A 17773-nucleotide genomic window follows, 5' to 3' on the forward strand; every position below is an offset into this window, starting at 1 on the left:
TCTTTGACCGCGTGTAGACGGCATACGAGGTAAGGCATTGCAGGTCGGCATCGATATGGGAACTCTGACCGGGGGTGATCCGGCCAAGCTCGATATCGAGGAGCTTCTGGCAACGCGTCTCCTCGTCCAGGGCAACTCGGGCTCGGGCAAGTCGCATCTTCTGCGGCGGCTGCTGGAACAGTCCGCACCGTGGGTCCAGCAGGTCGTGATCGATCCGGAAGGTGATTTCGTCACGCTGGCCGACAAATACGGTCATGTCGTCGTCGATGGCGAACGCACCGAAGCCGAACTCGCGGGCATTGCCAACCGTATCCGCAAAAACCGCGTGTCCTGCGTCCTGACCCTCGAAGGCCTTGATCTCGAAGAGCAGATGCGCGCCGCCGCCGCCTTTTTGAACGGCCTGTTCGATGCCGATCGCGACTACTGGTATCCGGTTCTGGTCGTGGTCGACGAAGCCCAGATGTTTGCGCCATCGGTTGGTGGCGACGTCTCCGAAGATGCACGCAAAATGTCGCTCGGGGCGATGACCAACCTGATGTGCCGTGGCCGTAAGCGCGGTCTGGCCGGCGTCATTGCCACTCAGCGCCTGGCAAAGCTTGCGAAGAACGTCGCAGCCGAGGCCTCCAACTTCCTCATGGGTCGCACGTTTCTTGATATCGACATGGCCCGCGCCGCTGACCTGCTCGGCATGGATCGGCGTCAGGCGGAAATGTTCCGCGATCTGAAGCGCGGCAACTTCGTCGCGCTCGGTCCGGCTCTGTCGCGTCGGCCTCTGCCGATCATCATCGGCAATGTCGAGACATCGGCCCGTTCGTCCAGCCCAAAGCTGATGCCGCTGCCGGACGCGCATCTGGATGTCGAAGGTCTCATCTTCACGCCGGATCCAGAAGAATTCACCCGGCCTTTGACGGCGAACCGCCGCCAGGTGCCGGCGCCACGGCCGACCACCGATATTCTGGCGGAACTCTCGCGCTCGACGCCTGCTTCCCTTCAGCCGGCTGCCGCCGAGCCGCGGACGCCGGTGCCCGTGCTTACGGTCGAGGAGCGTGAGGATCGGCTGATGGCGGTCATGGCCGAGATCCTCGACGATCCGCAATCGGCCTATCGGACGGACGCGGTTCTCTATCAGGACTTCCTCGTTCGCGCCCGCATGCGTCGTCTGCCGGGCCCGCCGCTGTCGCTCAGCGACTTCCGTCGCCGCACGGCGATTGCCCGTTCCGGGGTCGATGCTGCGATGGCCTCGAGCGAAGCCTGGACGACGGTGCTGTCCATGTCGAACAGTGTTTCGGATAACCTTCAGGGCGTGTTTCTGATGATGGCAAAGGCGGCACTCGGCGGCGAACCATGCCCGTCCGATGCACGGATTGCCCGCGCCTACGGCACGCACTCCGCACGCCGCGCACGCCGTCTGCTGGGCTATTTCGAAGAGCAGGGGCTGGTCGTGGTCCATTCCGACTTTACCGGCAAGCGCATCGTCGCGTTTCCGGAGCTGCAGGCGGAAACGGCGCCCGGCAGTGCCGAAGCGCCTGATGAGGGCGATCTCAAGATTGCTGCGGAATAAGCCCGCAGCGACCCGGCTGCTGTTGACATTTTGATGACAGCCGCCTAAAGACCCGCCAACGCCCGGTGGCAACACCGGGTGTTTCAACGACATGTCCCGTGGCACTCTCCGAACGCTTTTCGTGAGAAGCCTGTCAGAACCTCTAAATCGAGGTTCAGAGGAGGGCGTGTTTCCTTCATCCGGTTCGGCAACGAACCGGTGTAACTTTCTGAAAGGAAATACGATGAGCAAGCGCGAATCGTCTAAGTACAAAATCGATCGCCGTATGGGCGAAAACATCTGGGGCCGCCCGAAGTCGCCGGTTAACCGCCGCGAATACGGTCCTGGCCAGCACGGTCAGCGCCGCAAGGGTAAGCTTTCCGACTTCGGTGTGCAGCTGCGCGCCAAGCAGAAGCTGAAGGGCTACTACGGCGACATCCGCGAGAAGCAGTTCCGCGCGATCTATGAAGAAGCCAACCGCCGCAAGGGCGACACCGGTGAAAACTTGATCGGCCTGCTGGAATCGCGTCTGGACGCCATCGTCTACCGCGCAAAGTTCGTTCCGACCGTGTTCGCTGCTCGTCAGTTCGTCAACCACGGCCACGTCACGGTCAATGGCGTCAAGGTCAACATCGGTTCGTACCGCTGCAAGGCTGGCGACGTTGTCGAAGTTCGCCAGAAGTCGAAGCAGATGGTCACCGTTCTGGAAGCCGTTTCGCTCGCAGAACGCGACGTTCCTGACTACATCGAAGTCGATCACAACAAGATGGTTGCCACCTTCGCTCGCATCCCGAGCCTGGCCGATGTACCCTACGCGGTCATCATGGAACCGTCGCTGGTCGTCGAATTCTACTCGCGTTAATAGCGACACCATTTCAGACAAATGGCCCCGAGAGGGGCCATTTTTGTATCTGGTGTCATGTCGGACCCACAAAAAAGCCGCTCCTTTCGGGGCGGCTTTTTGCTTGTCTCTTCCGGTCATTCTTACCTGGAAGAGGTTTTCTTCTTTTCCGACTTAACCGACGTCTCGACGGTAGTCGACGTGTTGGTATCCGTCAGCTGGACCGTCTCGTGTTGTGCGTCGCCCTTCGGCAGCTCGCCCATCCGGTTCCAGGCATCAAGGCCGGCGATCTTGTAGGCTTCGGCAAGCGTCGGGTAGTTGAAGGTGTTCTCGACGAAATATTCGACGGTACCCTTCAGGTTGAGAACCGCCTGGCCGATATGCACGAGTTCGGTGGCGTTTTCGCCGATGATGTGCACGCCGAGAAGGCGGCGCGTCTTCAATGAGAAGATCAGCTTCAACATGCCGTGGTCGAGGCCCATGATGTGGCCGCGGGAGGTCTCGCGGAAACGGGCGATGCCGCATTCGTAGGGAATGCCGCGCTCCTTCATTTCCTCTTCCGTCAGGCCGCAGGTCGAAATCTCCGGCACGGCGTAGATCCCGTAGGGAAAATACTTCGGTGGCTCCTTGGCAATTGCGCCGACGGCGACGCGAGCGGCAATTCGGCCCTGTTCCATCGATGTCGAGGCAAGGCTCGGAAAGCCGATGACATCGCCCGCGGCATAGATGCCGGGGACGGAGGTCTCGAAGGTTTCCGGATTGACCTTCAGACGGCCGCGGTTATCGGCGTCGAGGCCGGCTGCTGCCAGGTTGAGGCTGTCGGTCGCGCCCATGCGGCCGGCGGCAAACAGCACCATGTCGGTGATGATCTTACGGCCGGTATCGATCGTGACCGAGACCTTGCCGTCGGGAAGGTGCTCCACCTTCTCGACCTTCTGGCCCAGCAACAGCTTCATGTTGCGGTCGCGCAGCTGGTAGGTGAAATCCTCGATGATCTCCTTGTCGATGAAGTCGAGCATCGTCGCCTTCGGATCGATGACGGTGACGGCGGTGTCGAGCGCGGAAAAGATCGTCGCATATTCGATACCGATAACGCCGGCGCCGATGACCACCATCGAGCGCGGCAGTTTTTCGATTTCGAGCAGTTCGTCGCTGTCGATCACCGTCTTGCCGTCGAAGGGCATGTAGTCTGGGCGAAACGGGCGCGTGCCGACGGCAAGCAGGATGCTTTTGGCTTTGACCTGAACCGCTTCTCCGTCGTCCTTCAGCACCTCCATCGTATCGGTCGACAGAAAGCTCGCCTTGCCACGAAGGTGCTGGACGCGGTTGCGGGCGAACTGGTGTTCGAGCACCTCGACTTCATGGTCGAGCGTGATCAGCAACCGGCGGCGAAGGTCCTCGGCACTGATCTCTTCCTTGACCCTGTAGGATCGGCCGTAGAAACCGCGCTCGCGCCAGCCGGAGAGGTTCAACGCGGTTTCGCGCAGCGTCTTCGACGGGATGGTGCCGGTATGCACGGAAACGCCGCCTACCCGTCGGCCCTGCTCGATGACGAGCACTTTCCGGTCGAGCTTGGCGGCTTGAATGGCTGCGCGGCGACCGGCAGGGCCGCTGCCGACAACAATGAGGTCGTACTGGTTCATGGACTGCTCCGCTTCTCGAATCCCGCTGTTACGCTGCAATAGCCTACCTGCGTCGTCTCCTACCAATCTATTCTGAATGTTTGATTGCAGGAAAGGCCGCAAGCGTAGAACGGCTGTCTCGGGTTGCGTATGTTTTGTGCAGAAAAATAGGATGCACAAAAAACGTCTTGACCCTCGCCGGGAAATGTCTTTCATTCGAACCAATCATGAATTGGTCCGGACAATGGTACGTTCAATGCAGACCGAACCCCAAGACAATTCCTACTACGCGTTAGAGAAGCTCCGCGATCTGATTCACTCGGAGAAATTCGGAGCGGAAGGGCGGCTGCCGACGGAGCGGGCGCTTGCTGAAACGCTCAATGTCGGGCGCCGTGCTGTTCGACGGGCGCTTGAGGTGCTCGAGTCGGAGGGGCTGATCTGGCGCCGCCAGGGTGCCGGAACCTTTGTCGGCGAAAAGCCTGACGGCTGGAGCGACCACGTCGACGCGCTGGTTGCCGGTACCGACATCATGGAAATCATGGAGGTTCGCCTTCGCCTGGAGCCACAGCTCGCCCAGCTTGCAGCGATGCGTGCAAAGCCCGCCGAAATCGAGCGCATGCGCTACCTGGCAGACAAGACCGGCCAGAGTTCGGATGCGGATTCCAAGGAACTCTGGGATGGATCGCTGCACCGCCAGATCGCGCAAAGCGCCGGCAACAAGCTGTTCCTGTCGATCTTCGACGTGGTCAACCGCATCCGTCAGGATGCCGCGTGGCAATCCATTCGTGAGCGTGCGCGCAAGACCGGAACCAATGGCCGCACGTCGTACCAGCAGCATATCGCAATCGTCGACGCCATCGCCGCCCGCGATCCGGGCCGGGCAGGCGAGGCGATGCGCGAGCATCTTCTGATGCACCAGGAGCGGCTGATCCGGGCCACCTCGCTCGAGGCCCTCGATGACCATTCGCCGGAAGGCGAGCAGATCGGTATCCGCGACGACGACACGCTCAGCGTTGCGTCCTAGCCATCCCAGACTGCCGGCCACAAAGGCCGGCCAACAAGAAAAATGACCGACAAACCTGAATGGACCAGAGGAACAATGATGAAGAAATTTGCCACGCTCACTGCCGCACTGCTCGCCAGCGCGATCATGTCTCTGCCTGCCATGGCAAGCGAATTGCGCATCGGTCTCAATGACGATGCCGACGTTCTCGATCCGGCGCAGTCGCGCACCTTCGTCGGCCGCATCGTCTATACCGCGATGTGCGATAAGCTGGTCGACATCTCGCAGGATATGAAGATCATTCCGCAGCTTGCGACCGAATGGAACTGGTCTGAAGGCGGCACAGTGCTGACCATGAAGATCCGCGACGGCGTCAAGTTCCACGACGGCGAAACGCTGGATGCCGCAGCCGTCGTCGCAACGATCGAGCGCAACATGACGCTGCCGGAGTCGCGCCGCAAAAGCGAGCTTTCCTCGGTCGCAAAGGTTGAGGCCAGCGGCCCGCTTGAAGTCAAGTTCACGCTGAAGTCTCCGGACGTGACGCTTCTTGCCCAGCTTTCCGACCGTGCCGGCATGATCGTTGCGCCGAAGGCCGCCAAGGAACTCGGTGCCAATTTCGGCTCGAAGCCGGTCTGCGCCGGTCCGTTCAAGTTTGTCGAGCGCATCCAGCAGGACCGTATCGTGCTCGAGAAGTTCGCCGACTACTGGGACAAGGACCGGATCCTCGTCGACAAGATCACCTATCTGCCAATCCCGGACACGACCGTAAAGCTTGCCAACCTGCGGTCGGGTGACCTCGATATCGCCGAGCGCATCTCGGCGTCCGATGCCGAATCGGTCAAGAGCGACCCGAACCTCACCTATGCCGACGTCATCGGCCCGGGCTACATGGCGATGTATGTCAACCTCGCCAACGGTCCCCGTGCGGACAACCCGCTCGGCAAGGACAAGCGCCTGCGCCAGGCCTTCTCGCTGGCGATCGACCGCGAAGCAATCGGCCAGATCGTCTTCGAAGGCACGTCGCTTGCCGGTAACCAGCCGTTCCCGTCGTCCAGCCCCTGGTTCAACAAGAACCTGCCGGTGCCGGCGCGCGATATCGAAAAGGCGAAGCAGCTCATGAAGGAAGCGGGCCACGAGACGCTCGACATCGAGCTGCAGCACGCCAACAGCACCACCCAGACCCAGATGATGCAGGTCATCCAGTCGATGGTGGCGGAAGCGGGCTTCAACGTCACGCTGAAGGCAACCGAATTTGCGACGCTTCTGTCGGAACAGACGGCCGGCAACTACCAGCTCAGCCGCTCCGATTGGTCGGGCCGTATCGATCCCGATGGCAACCTGCACCAGTTCGTCACCTGCAAGGGCGGCATCAACGACGTGAAGTACTGCAATCCGGAAGTCGACAAGCTCCTGAATGAAGCCCGCACATCGCCGGATGAAGCGGTCCGCAAGGAAAAGTACGATGCCGCAGGCGTCATCCTCAACGACGACATGCCGATCATCTACCTCGGCCATCAGCCCTACGCCTATGCCATTTCCAACAAGGTCGAAGGTTTCGTGCCGTCGCCGGATGGCATGATGCGCTTCCTTGGCGTCTCCAAGAAGTAATTTCCCATCGCATACCGCGCGGAAGACATTCCGCGCGGTCACCTGAAATCACGAGGGCGATGCCATGCCTGTCTATATCGGAAAGCGCCTGCTGGTCGCGATCCCGACCCTGCTGATCATCTCGATCTTCGTCTTCTCGCTGCAGAAACTGCTGCCGGGCGATCCCATCCTCGCCATGGCCGGTGAAGAGCGGGATCCCGCGACGATCGAATTCCTGCGCGAAAAATATCATCTCAACGATCCCATCATCACCCAGTATCTCTCCTGGGTTGGCGGCATCATGGTCGGCGACTTCGGCGTCTCGCTGCGCACCAACCAGCCGGTGCTGGAACTGATCGGCCAGAAACTGCCGGTCACGATCCAGCTCGCGGTGATGGCCATGATCCTGGCCATGCTGATCGGTATTCCGGCCGGCATTCTGGCAGCGGTCTACAAGAACCGCACGCTCGATTACGTCGCCAATGTCGTCGCGCTGTCTGGCCTGTCGATCCCGAATTTCTGGCTGGGAATCATGCTGATCCTGCTGGTGTCGGTCAATCTCGGCTGGCTGCCGGCATCCGGTTACGAATCGATCTTCGTCGATCCCGTCCGCTCGCTCAAAACCATGATCATGCCGGCCTTCGTCCTGTCGACGGCGCTCGCCGCGCAGCTGATGCGTCATACCCGCTCGGCCATGCTCGGTGTGTTGAGTTCGGACTATATCCGCACTGCCCGCGCCAAGGGACTGTCGCCGCGCGAAGTCATTCTCAGCCACACGTTCCGCAACGCACTGCTGCCGATCATCACCCTGTCGGCGCTGCTGTTCGGAGAGCTGCTCGGCGGTGCCGTCCTCACGGAGCAGATCTTCACCATTCCGGGCTTTGGCAAGCTCACCGTCGATGCCGTCTTTACCCGTGACTATGCGGTCGTTCAGGGCATCGTCATGTGCACGGCCATCGGCTTTATCGTCATGAACCTCATTGCCGATATTCTCTACGTTCTCCTCAACCCGCGCCTGAGGGCAACGCTATGACCGCTATCGAACAGACCGCACCGATCGCAAAGCCGCGCCAGAAAAGCAGGGCATGGCGCAAGATGCGCGCCAACCGCGGATCGATGGTCGGAATGGTGATCATCGCCTTTTTCGCGATCATTGCCATCGCCGCTCCGATCCTGCCGATCGCCGACCCGATCGCGACCAGCTGGTCGGCACTGCGCAAGGCGCCGTCCGCCGCCCATTGGCTGGGCACCGACGATCTCGGCCGCGATATTCTGTCGCGCATGATCTGGGGCGCGCGTGCATCGCTGATGGCAGGCGTCGTCTCCGTTGCCATCGCGGTTGCCATTGGCGTGCCGTTCGGGCTGCTGTCCGGCTATTTCGGCGGCTGGGTCGATCAGGTCATCCAGCGTGTGACGGAAGCGCTGCTGGCGATGCCGTTCCTGATCACCGCGATCGCGCTTGCCGCCTTCCTCGGCCCGAGCCTCACCAACGCGATGATCGCCATCGGCCTCTCCGCCATGCCGGTCTTCGTGCGTCTCACCCGCGGCCAGGTGCTTGCGGTGAAGACGGAGGATTATGTCGAAGGGGCACGGTCAATCGGTCTCAACCACGTCGACATCATGACCCGCTACATCCTGCCGAACGTGTTTGCCCCGATCATCGTTCAGGCCACCCTGACGGTGGCGACCGCGATTATCGCCGAAGCCAGCCTGTCCTTCCTCGGCCTCGGTCAGCAGGCGCCGGCACCAAGCTGGGGTTCGATGCTGAACACGGCCAAGAACTTCCTGAGCCAGGCGCCGTGGATGGCGATGTGGCCGGGGATTGCGATCTTCCTCGTCGTCATCGGCTTCAACCTTTTGGGCGACGGCCTGCGCGATGCACTGGATCCGCGCGAGGCGTAACGCCCGGCGGACAAGAGAATTATATAAGGAATACCTGGAATGACCGAATTCACCACGCGCCCCGAAATCCTCGGCACCTTCGGTGTCGTCACCTCCACCCACTGGATTGCCTCCGCCGTCGGCATGGCGATCCTCGAAAAGGGCGGCAATGCCTTCGACGCAGCGGTCGCGACGGGCTTCGTTCTGCAGATTGTCGAACCGCATCTGTGCGGCCCGGGCGGCGACATGCCGGCCGTCTTCTACTCGAAGAAGACCGACAAGGTCGAAGTCATCTGCGCTCAAGGGCCGGCGCCGGCCGGTGCCACCATCGAGCACTATACGTCGGAAGGTCTGAAGCTCATTCCGGGCGACGGCCTTCTCTCGACCGTCATTCCCGGCGCATTCGACGGCTGGATGCTCATGCTGCGCGACTATGGAACGATGACCGTTCGCGAGGTTCTGGAGCCGGCGATCTACTACGCCGAGCATGGCCATCCGGTGCTTCCGCGCGTGTCGAACACGATCAAGGGCCTGGCTGAATTCTTCCGGAAGGAATGGCCGACATCCTATGAGACATGGCTGCCGGGTGGCGTTGCGCCGGAAGCACTCTCCAATTTCAGGAACCCCGTTCTCGCCGAAACCTACAAGCGGATCATTTCCGAATCGGAAGCCAAATCCGGACGCGAGGAACAGGTCCAGGCGGCCCGTGACGCGTTCTATCGCGGCTTCGTGGCCGAAGCGATCGACACCTTTCTGAAGACCGCCGAGGTGATGGACGCGAGTGGTTCGAAGCACAAGGGCGTGCTGACCGCCGACGATATGGCGAACTGGAGCGCCACCATCGAAGCGCCGCAAACGCTCGATTACCAGGACTGGACGATCGCCAAGACCCCGGCCTGGGGTCAGGGACCGGTGCTGCTGCAGTCGCTGGCACTCCTCAAGGGCTTCGATCTCGAGGCGATGGACCCGGCCGGTCCCGATTTCGTCCATACTGTCGTCGAGGCGATGAAGCTCGCGTTTGCCGACCGCGAGGTCTATTACGGCGATCCGGAATTCAGCCAGATCCCGACCGAATACCTGCTGTCGGAAGGCTACAACGCCGAACGCCGCAAGCTGATCGGCAGCACCGCTTCGATGGAACTGCGCCCCGGCACGGTTCCGGGCTATGAGCGCCAGGTCGATGCGACGATGGCGATGCTGGCGGAGATGAGCGGCACCGGCACGGTTTACGAGCCGACCATGTCGCACCTCACCGAAAAGCGCGGCGACACGGTGCATATCGACGTCATCGATCGCTGGGGCAACATGGTCTCGACCACACCGTCGGGCGGCTGGCTGCAGTCGTCGCCGATCGTTCCGGGTCTCGGTTTTGCACTCAACTCGCGTGCCCAGATGTTCTGGCTGAAGGAAGGCCTGCCGACCTCGCTTGCGCCTGGAAAACGCCCGCGCACGACGCTGACACCGTCGCTTGCTCTTCATCAGGGCAAACCCTCCATGGTGTTCGGCACACCCGGCGGCGACCAGCAGGACCAGTGGCAGCTGCCGTTCTTCCTGCGCTACGCCCATCACGGCAAGAACCTGCAGGCCTCGATCGACATGCCGCTGTTCCACACCTCGCATTTCCCCGGTTCGTTCTATCCGCGCACGAGCTCGCCGGGCGAGATCATGGTCGAGAGCAGTATCGGTGAAGCCGCACTCGAAGACCTCCGCCGTCGCGGCCACAAGGTCACCGTCGCCGATCCATGGACGGTCGGCCGCCTGACGGCTGCGCGTCGCGATGCAGACGGTCTGCTGAGGGCGGCTGCAACGCCACGCCTGATGCAAGCCTATGCGATTGGACGGTGAACCATGACCTGGTCAATCGTCGCGCGTGATCAAGACACGGGACATCTGGGCATAGCCGTCGCCAGCCGTTTCTTCGCGGTTGGATGCGCCGTGCCGCATATCAGGGGCAGGGTGGGCGCTATCGCCACCCAGGCCTTCGTCAGCCCGCTTTATGGAACCGATGGCCTGAAGCTTCTCGAGGAGGGCAGGTCACCGGATGAGGTCATTGCAAGCCTAACTGCGCGCGACGACGGCCACCGCCAGCGGCAGATGCACCTCATCGACGCCCATGGTCGCAACGCCGCTTTCACCGGTGAAAACTGCGTCGATTGGGCCGGTCATCTCGTGGATCGCAACGTCTCGGTTGCGGGCAACATGCTGGCGGGACCGCAGGTGATCGCCGAGACCATGCGTGTCTACAACGAAGCGGCTGCACGCGGCGCACCGCTTGCCGAACGCCTGCTCGATGCCATGGACGCGGGCGAGGCGGCAGGCGGCGACAAGCGCGGCCGCCAGTCGGCAGCGCTCGTCATCTACCGCGACCAGGATTATCCCTGGCTGCGGATCAACGCCGATGATCACCCCGAGCCGCTTTTCGAACTGCGCCGCCTCTATGCCGTTGCGCAGGAGCGCTTCCTGCACGTCGCTGAGACCATGCCGACCCGGGAAATCCCCCACGGCATGACCGACCGTCGCGTCATCGACGAAAAGATTGCTGCGCTCGAAGCGCAACGGCTGGCAGAAAAACGTCCGTCAGCCTCCTACGCCACCCCTTTGACGCTCAAGTAAGGGTCACCCGATGAGCCAGACCTCCACGCCGACTGTTCCTGTCCTTTCCGTCAAGAACCTCACCACCTCTTTCCTCGTCGATGGCGATTGGAAGAGCGTCGTCCGAAATGTCTCCTTCGATGTGATGCCTGGCGAAACCGTTGCCATCGTCGGAGAATCCGGCTCGGGAAAATCCGTGACGTCCCTGTCGATCATGCGCCTGCTTGCGTCCAACACGAGCCGCATTGAAGGCGAGGTAATGCTGAACGGACGCGATCTTCTGTCCATTTCTGAAAAGGACATGCGCGGGGTGCGCGGCAACGAAGCATCCATGATCTTTCAGGAGCCGATGACCTCGCTCAATCCGATCTTCACCATCGGCCGGCAGATTTCGGAGGTTCTCACCCGTCACAAGGGCATGTCCAAGCAGGAAGCGCGCGCCGAGACCGTCAGGCTGCTCGAAAAGGTGCGGATCCCCAACGCACAATCCCGGTTCGACGAATATCCGCACCAGTTCTCCGGCGGCATGCGTCAGCGCGTGATGATTGCCATGGCGCTCGCCTCGAAGCCGAAGCTCCTGATCGCGGACGAGCCGACCACGGCGCTCGACGTCACCATCCAGGGACAGATCCTCGATCTCATCAAGGTGCTGCAGGAAGAGGAGGGCATGTCGGTCCTCTTCATCACCCATGACATGGGCGTGGTGGCCGAGATTGCCGACCGCACCATCGTCATGTTCCGCGGCGACGAGGTCGAGACCGGACCGACGGAGGAGATCTTCCACCGCGGCAAGCATCCCTATACGCGGGCACTTCTTTCGGCGGTGCCGAAGCTGGGATCGATGCAGAACCATGCCTGGCCGACCCGCTTCCCCGTGGTCGACATGAAAACCGGGTTGGCCGTCGAGCCGATCGAAGTGGCCGGCACCGTCGAAAAGGGCCGCACACCGGTCCTTAGCGTCAAGAACCTGGTGACCCGTTTCCCGATCCGCTCCGGCCTCCTGTCGCGCCAGACCGGCGCGGTGCATGCGGTGGAAAATGTGTCCTTCGATCTGTTCCAGGGCGAAACGCTGGCTCTGGTCGGTGAGTCCGGTTGCGGCAAGTCGACCACGGGCCGCTCGATCATGCGCCTCGTCGATCCGACCGGCGGCGATATCTCGCTCGATGGCTACGATGTCCTGCGGCTCGATCAGGTCAGCCTGCGCAACATGCGCAAGTCCGTCCAGATGATCTTCCAGGATCCGTTTTCATCGCTCAATCCGCGCATGACGGTGGGCTCGGCCATATCCGAACCGTTCATCAAGCACCGGCTGGGCACGGTGAAACAGGCGCGGGAAAAGACTGCCGATCTTCTCGAAAAGGTCGGCCTTTCCGCCGACATGGCAAAACGGTACCCGCACGAATTCTCGGGCGGCCAGCGCCAGCGCATAGCGATCGCGCGGGCGCTTGCCCTCGATCCGAAGGTGATCGTTGCCGATGAAAGCGTGTCGGCGCTGGACGTGTCGATCAAGGCGCAAGTCTGCAACCTCCTGCTCGATCTGCAGCAGAGCCTCAACCTGTCCTTCCTGTTCATCAGTCACGACATGGCGGTGGTGGAACGGGTCAGCCACCGGGTGGCGGTCATGTATCTCGGTGAAATCGTCGAGATCGGGCCGCGGGCGGCCGTGTTCGACAATCCGCAGCATCCGTACACCAAGAAGCTCATGGCGGCCGTGCCTGTGCCGGATCCGGCAAGGCGGGGGATCAGACGGGGCATTTCCAACGACGAGCTGAAAAGCCCGGTGCGCGGCATGGATTACCGCCCACCGGTTCGCGAGTATCGCGAAGTCTCCGACGGCCATGTCGTGCAGGTCGCGTGATCGGCTGTCGCTGAAGGTCAGATCAGCTTCAGACCCTTGAGGCTGGCATGACCGTCCTTGCCGATGATGATGTGGTCGTGGACGGTGATGCCGAGTGGCTTTGCCGTCTCGACGATCGTCCGCGTCATGTCGATATCTGCGCGTGACGGGGTAGGGTCGCCGCTCGGGTGGTTGTGGACGAGGATGAGCGCAGTCGCCGAAAGCTCCAGGGCTCGCCGCACCACTTCGCGCGGATAGACCGGCGTGTGGTCGACCGTTCCATGCCCCTGGATTTCGTCTGCGATCAATGCGTTGCGCTTGTCGAGAAAGAGAACGCGGAACTGTTCTCGTGCCTCATAGGCCATGGCGGCATGGCAGTAATCAATCACCGAAGACCAGGACGAAAGCACCTGCTTGCCCCGCAACTCGCTTCGCAGCATCCGCTGCCCCGTCGTCGCGACAAGCTTGAGGTCGAGCGCGACGGCCTCGCCGATACCCTTGACCTCCTGCAGCAGTCCGAGCGGCGCGCCAAGCACGCTGGCAAGGTTTCCGAAGCGAGCAATCAATGCTTTCGCGAGCGGCTTGGTATCGCGCCTCGGGATGGAGCGGAAAAGCAGGAGTTCGAGAATCTCGTAGTCTGCGAGCGACGCGTCTCCGTGGTCCCGGTACTTCTCCCGCAACCGCTCACGGTGGCCGTGGTAATGTTCTTGCGTGACGGCAGGAGATCCGATTTGCGGAAGTTTGGCCGTCGGCCTCTTGGACTGCGTCTCGGCAAAGAACCCGCGTTCATCGACAGACAGGGCCGCCCCGTCGTCCTCTTTTGCTTCCATAGGGTCATGCGAGGAGACGGGCGGGTTGGTCATGGTCAGGCCTGCAATGGAGGCAGGCCTGGCCGGTCGAGACCGCCGGGCGACAGGGTGAACACCTCGCATCCCGTCGCGGTGACACCGACCGCATGCTCGTATTGTGCCGACAGCGACCGGTCGCGGGTGACGGCGGTCCAGCCATCGGAAAGAACCTTCACATGCGGCTTACCGAGATTGATCATCGGCTCGATCGTAAAGATCATGCCTTCCCGGATTTCCGGCCCTTCGTCGGCGCGGCCGTAATGGAGGATGTTCGGAGAGTCGTGGAACAGACGACCGACGCCGTGGCCGCAGAAATCGCGCACGACCGAGCAGCGCTCGGCCTCCGCATAGGACTGGATCGCTTCGCCGATCGCGCCGGTGCGGGCGCCGGGCTTCACGGCTGCGATGCCCCGCAGAAGGCATTCGTAGGTCACGTCCATCAACCGTTCGGCAGCGCGTTTGATCTGTCCGACTGGATACATGCGGCTGGAATCGCCGTGCCAGCCATCGAGGATATAGGTGACGTCGATATTGACGATATCGCCCTCGCGCAGCGGCTTGTCCTCAGGCATCCCGTGGCAGACGACATGGTTGATCGAGGTGCAGACCGAGTATTTGTAGCCGCGATAGCCAAGCGTTGCGGGAAGGGCGCCATTGTCCATGCCGAACTCGAACACGAAACGGTCGATCGCATTGGTGGTGATGCCCGGCTGAACGATCGCCGCAAGTTCGTCGAGGCAGCGCGCCGTCAGCTGGCAGGCCTTGCGCATGCCGTCAAAATCCTGCGCCGTATCGTAGAGACGGATAGCACCCGTGTTTTTTGAGGGGGCGGAAACCGCCTCGATGTAATTGACCATGATATTTCTCTCGCAACTCCCACAGTTCATAAAACAGAGGGGCGGGGTTCGTCCATCATAACCATTCCCGACGCTATGATTTCCTCGCGAGTGACGCGGCAGCGGAGCGCATAGGCCTCGACGCCGCGCGCCTTGGCACGAGCGAATGCGATCGCATACATCGGGTCGAGATCGCTGCAGATCGAAAACCGCGTGCAGTCGTGACGCTGAATGAGGTAGATCATCACCGCCCGGTGACCTGCCTCCACCATATCGCCGAGCTCCTCGAGATGCTTGGCGCCGCGCTTCGTCACGGTGTCAGGAAATTCGGCGAGCCCCGCTGAACGGCTGAAATGGACGTTCTTCACTTCCACATAGGCATCCGGCAGATTTTCCTGCTTGAGGAGAAAGTCGATGCGGGAGTTACGCCCGTATCTCTGCTCGCGCAGGATCGTGCCGTAGCCGGAAAGGCTGGGGATCAGGCCGGCACGGATCGCTTCTTCGGTTAGCCTGTTGGGCAGTCCGGTATTGATGCCGACCATCTTGCCGCCGGCCTCGACCATTTCGAACATGTGACGGTATTTGCGGGTCGGGCTGTCATGCTCCGATACCCAGATCCTCGACCCGGGCTCCGTCAATCCCCGCATGGAGCCGGTATTCGGACACGACCCGGTAAACGGCGTGCCATCCTCCAGCACCGCGTCGAACAGGAAGCGCTTGTAGCGCTGGACAAGCGTTGCGGAGACGAGCGGCGATCAAAGCGCATGAGGTTCTTCTGGAATGCTGGGAAGTGTCAGTCGCGGACGAGAACGTAGGTTCCCGGTGCGTCGGCCAACGCGGTGAGCGCGGACCCGCCGGGCTTTCGGGCCGGCACCTGGTTACCCGCTTTCGGTCCGATCCAGTCCTGCCAATGCGTCCACCACGACCCCTCATGCTCCTGCGAGCCGGCAACCCAGTCCTCCAGCGTGTCCTTCAATTGGCCATCGGTCCAGTATCGGTACTTCCGTCTTTCCGGCGGATTGACGACGCCTGCGATATGGCCGGATCCAGCCAGCACGAAATCGACCGAACCGCCAAACAGCGACGAGCCGAGGAACACGGATTTCGCAGGCGCGATGTGGTCTTCGCTTGTGGCAAGATTATAAACGGGAATGACGATGTCCTTCAGCGACAGACGCTCCCCGGCAAGTTCCATCAGGCCGTTGGAGAGCTTGTTATCGAGGTAGCAATTGCGCAGGTAGTAGGCGTGGTTGGCAGGTGTCATCCGGGTCGAGTCCGAATTCCAATACAGCAGGTCGAACGGCAGCGGCTCCTGGCCCTTGAGATAGTTATTGACCACGTAAGGCCAGATCAGCTCGGACGCACGCAGCATGTTGAATGCCGCCGCCATCTTCGACCCGTCGAAATAGCCGGTCGCGTTCATATAGGTCTCGATCGTCGAAACCTGCGCCTCGTCGACGAAGACCTTGAGGTCGCCTGCATAAGTAAAGTCGACCTGGGTAGCGAGGAACGTCGCCGATGCGATCCTTTTCACGTTTGTCTTGGCGTGGAAGGCGAGCGTAGCCGCCAGCAACGTGCCGCCGACGCAGTAGCCGATCGCATCGACCTCGCGTTCGCCGGTCGACGTCTCGATCGTGTCGAGCGCAAAATCGATGCCCTCGTGCATGTAGGCTTCCCATCCCTTGGCCGCATGGCGCCTGTCGGGATTGACCCAGGAGATCACGAACACGGTGTGCCCGCGGTCGACGCACCACTTGATGAAGCTCTTTTGCGGTGTCAGGTCGAGAATGTAGAACTTGTTGATCCAGGGCGGCACGATGACCAGCGGCCGTTTGAAGACCGTCTCCGTCGTCGGTTCGTATTGCAGAACCTCGCAGAGGTCGTTGCGGGCGACGACCTTGCCGGGTGTAAGCGCGATATTGAGGCCGAGCGCAAACTTGGAGGCATCCGTCTGGCGAAGTCTCAGCTCGCCGCCGCCGGCCATGATGTCCTCGGCCAGCATTTTCATACCGGTGACGAGATTGGCTCCGTGCGAGGCGACTGTCGCGCGATAGACTTCGGGATTGGTGATCGCAAAATTTGCAGGCGACAACGCAGCGGTCACCTGCTTCACGTAGAATGCCGCCTTGTGCCGCGTGTGCTCGTCCAGCCCCTGCGCCTCAGCAACCAGCGTCTCGGCCCAGGTAGCGGTAACCGTGAAGACTTGCCGCATGAACGCAAAGAACGGGTTCTTCACCCAGTCCTCGTCGGCGAATCGCTTGTCTCTCGGCGGCGCCGCTGGCTCGCTCTCTTGAGGCGCGCCTCCGAATTGCGAGAGCGATCGCGTCCAGATCCCCATATAGCTTGAGAAGAGCAGGGTTTGTGCTTGCAGCGTCCGTTGCGGCTCTGAAATCCAGTACTCGGTGACCTGCGAAAGCGTCTTGATGAGATCACTGAGCGGATCGAGCGCGGGGTCTGGAATATCGCCGCGCTCCCTTGGCGCGAGCCATTCCGATGCGGCCTTGCCGAGGTTTTCCATGGCACGCGCGAAATTCATCGCCATCTCGTGCGGGTCCTTGACGATATAGGCCTCGACCGCCTTGGGGTCGAAGCCCGGAAATTCCGGACCGCCTGTCCCCTTATCCCCGGAGTTTTGCGCCACGCGAGCCCTCCTCGTCAGCTGTCGTCTGATTTCATTTGTACATTGTGGCTGAAACCGAATACAAGTGCCAGCGGCTAGGCTGCCGGGTAGATGGCCCCGGCGACAGAAAATGGGTACGGACATGGAAAAACTGAGGCGTCGCATCGGCTGGTTACCGCTTTTCATCGGTATCGGCGCCATGCCTCTTGTGTCCGGCTGCAACAGCAACAGCTTTGCGCTGGATGATGGTATTCCCAATACGCCGCCACCGGCCGTCATCACGCAGACCAGGACGGCACCGCCTCCGGGTCCGATCGTCAAGCGCGACACCGGCACATATCCCACATTCGACTATACGCTTCGCGCTGCCAACGAGCAGATCGAAGATGCAGATTACCAGAAGACCGAGCCGCGCATGGCATCGCTTGCCCGAGCCCGCAAGTCCGGCACCATCTCCGAAGCGGAGTATCAGCGTCGTGTGGTCGAGTACCGCAAGCTCGCCACCGATCATGGCAAGGATGCCCAGGCCGGTATTTCCGGCCAATAGGGCGACGAGCCGATCCGGC

General features: G+C 61.5%; 14 protein-coding genes and 1 pseudogene. 10 read left to right on the forward strand and 5 right to left on the reverse strand.

The window, feature by feature from the left end; all coding sequences use genetic code 11:
* Positions 1-37: 37 nt before the first annotated feature.
* Positions 38-1561, forward strand: coding sequence for an ATP-binding protein (locus J3A65_RS08420; protein ID WP_209900706.1), 1524 nt, complete (start codon positions 38-40; stop codon positions 1559-1561).
* Between the two features lie 223 nt (positions 1562-1784).
* Entirely contained in the window at positions 1785-2402 is a 618-nt protein-coding gene (gene rpsD / locus J3A65_RS08425) for a 30S ribosomal protein S4 (RefSeq protein ID WP_062457482.1), read from the forward strand.
* 122 nt (positions 2403-2524) lie between these two features.
* Here rpsD and sthA read toward each other — a convergent pair whose 3' ends face one another.
* Complete coding sequence (gene sthA / locus J3A65_RS08430) at positions 2525-4024, reverse strand: Si-specific NAD(P)(+) transhydrogenase (RefSeq protein ID WP_245341497.1); 1500 nt, start codon at positions 4022-4024, stop codon at positions 2525-2527.
* A gap of 235 nt (positions 4025-4259) precedes the next feature.
* On the opposite strand from sthA, the gene J3A65_RS08435 reads away from it, so the two are divergent.
* The 7 genes from J3A65_RS08435 (at position 4260) to J3A65_RS08465 (ending at position 12924) form a co-directional block, all read left to right on the forward strand.
* Positions 4260-5027 carry a FadR/GntR family transcriptional regulator gene (locus J3A65_RS08435; protein WP_113110955.1) on the forward strand — a complete coding sequence of 256 codons (768 nt, stop codon included), beginning with the start codon at positions 4260-4262 and terminating at the stop codon, positions 5025-5027.
* 78 nt (positions 5028-5105) lie between these two features.
* The gene (locus tag J3A65_RS08440) at positions 5106-6614 is read left to right on the forward strand and encodes an ABC transporter substrate-binding protein (RefSeq protein ID WP_209903396.1); all 1509 of its coding nucleotides are present in this window, start codon (positions 5106-5108) and stop codon (positions 6612-6614) included.
* A gap of 64 nt (positions 6615-6678) precedes the next feature.
* Positions 6679-7626, forward strand: a complete 948-nt coding sequence (locus J3A65_RS08445; protein ID WP_062457470.1) for an ABC transporter permease — start codon at positions 6679-6681, stop codon at positions 7624-7626.
* A complete protein-coding gene (locus tag J3A65_RS08450; RefSeq protein ID WP_062580373.1) occupies positions 7623-8495 on the forward strand; it encodes an ABC transporter permease in 873 nt (290 codons plus the stop codon). Before J3A65_RS08445 ends, J3A65_RS08450 begins: the two co-directional genes overlap by 4 nt.
* 39 nt (positions 8496-8534) lie before the next feature.
* Complete coding sequence (locus tag J3A65_RS08455; RefSeq protein WP_209900707.1) at positions 8535-10319, forward strand: gamma-glutamyltransferase family protein; 1785 nt, start codon at positions 8535-8537, stop codon at positions 10317-10319.
* Between the two features lie 3 nt (positions 10320-10322).
* On the forward strand, positions 10323-11087 hold the full coding sequence (locus J3A65_RS08460; protein WP_209900709.1) for a DUF1028 domain-containing protein: 765 nt from the start codon (positions 10323-10325) through the stop codon (positions 11085-11087).
* A 10-nt stretch (positions 11088-11097) separates the two neighbouring features.
* Positions 11098-12924: an ABC transporter ATP-binding protein gene (locus J3A65_RS08465; protein WP_062580378.1), complete on the forward strand. Its 1827-nt coding sequence runs from the start codon at positions 11098-11100 to the stop codon at positions 12922-12924.
* A 17-nt stretch (positions 12925-12941) separates the two neighbouring features.
* Here the strand turns inward: J3A65_RS08465 and radC are convergent, their stop codons facing one another.
* The 4 genes and pseudogenes from radC to phaC all read right to left on the reverse strand — a co-directional run bounded on the left by radC (position 12942) and on the right by phaC (position 17228).
* Positions 12942-13733: a DNA repair protein RadC gene (radC, locus tag J3A65_RS08470; RefSeq protein ID WP_113110950.1), complete on the reverse strand. Its 792-nt coding sequence runs from the start codon at positions 13731-13733 to the stop codon at positions 12942-12944.
* 35 nt (positions 13734-13768) lie between these two features.
* Positions 13769-14608, reverse strand: coding sequence for a type I methionyl aminopeptidase (gene map, locus J3A65_RS08475; protein ID WP_062457453.1), 840 nt, complete (start codon positions 14606-14608; stop codon positions 13769-13771).
* A gap of 26 nt (positions 14609-14634) precedes the next feature.
* A pseudogene (gene sfsA, locus J3A65_RS08480) lies at positions 14635-15339 on the reverse strand (DNA/RNA nuclease SfsA); the annotation flags it as partial.
* A 41-nt stretch (positions 15340-15380) separates the two neighbouring features.
* The gene (gene phaC, locus J3A65_RS08485; protein ID WP_348635209.1) at positions 15381-17228 is read right to left on the reverse strand and encodes a class I poly(R)-hydroxyalkanoic acid synthase; all 1848 of its coding nucleotides are present in this window, start codon (positions 17226-17228) and stop codon (positions 15381-15383) included.
* A 121-nt stretch (positions 17229-17349) separates the two neighbouring features.
* Here phaC and J3A65_RS08490 point away from each other — a divergent pair, with 121 nt between their 5' ends.
* Positions 17350-17754, forward strand: coding sequence for a hypothetical protein (locus tag J3A65_RS08490; RefSeq protein WP_092662150.1), 405 nt, complete (start codon positions 17350-17352; stop codon positions 17752-17754).
* Positions 17755-17773: the final 19 nt, after the last annotated feature.

The sequence above is a fragment of the Rhizobium sp. PvP014 genome (assembly GCF_017876855.1).
GTDB classification, from domain to species: Bacteria; Pseudomonadota; Alphaproteobacteria; order Rhizobiales; family Rhizobiaceae; genus Neorhizobium; species Neorhizobium soli.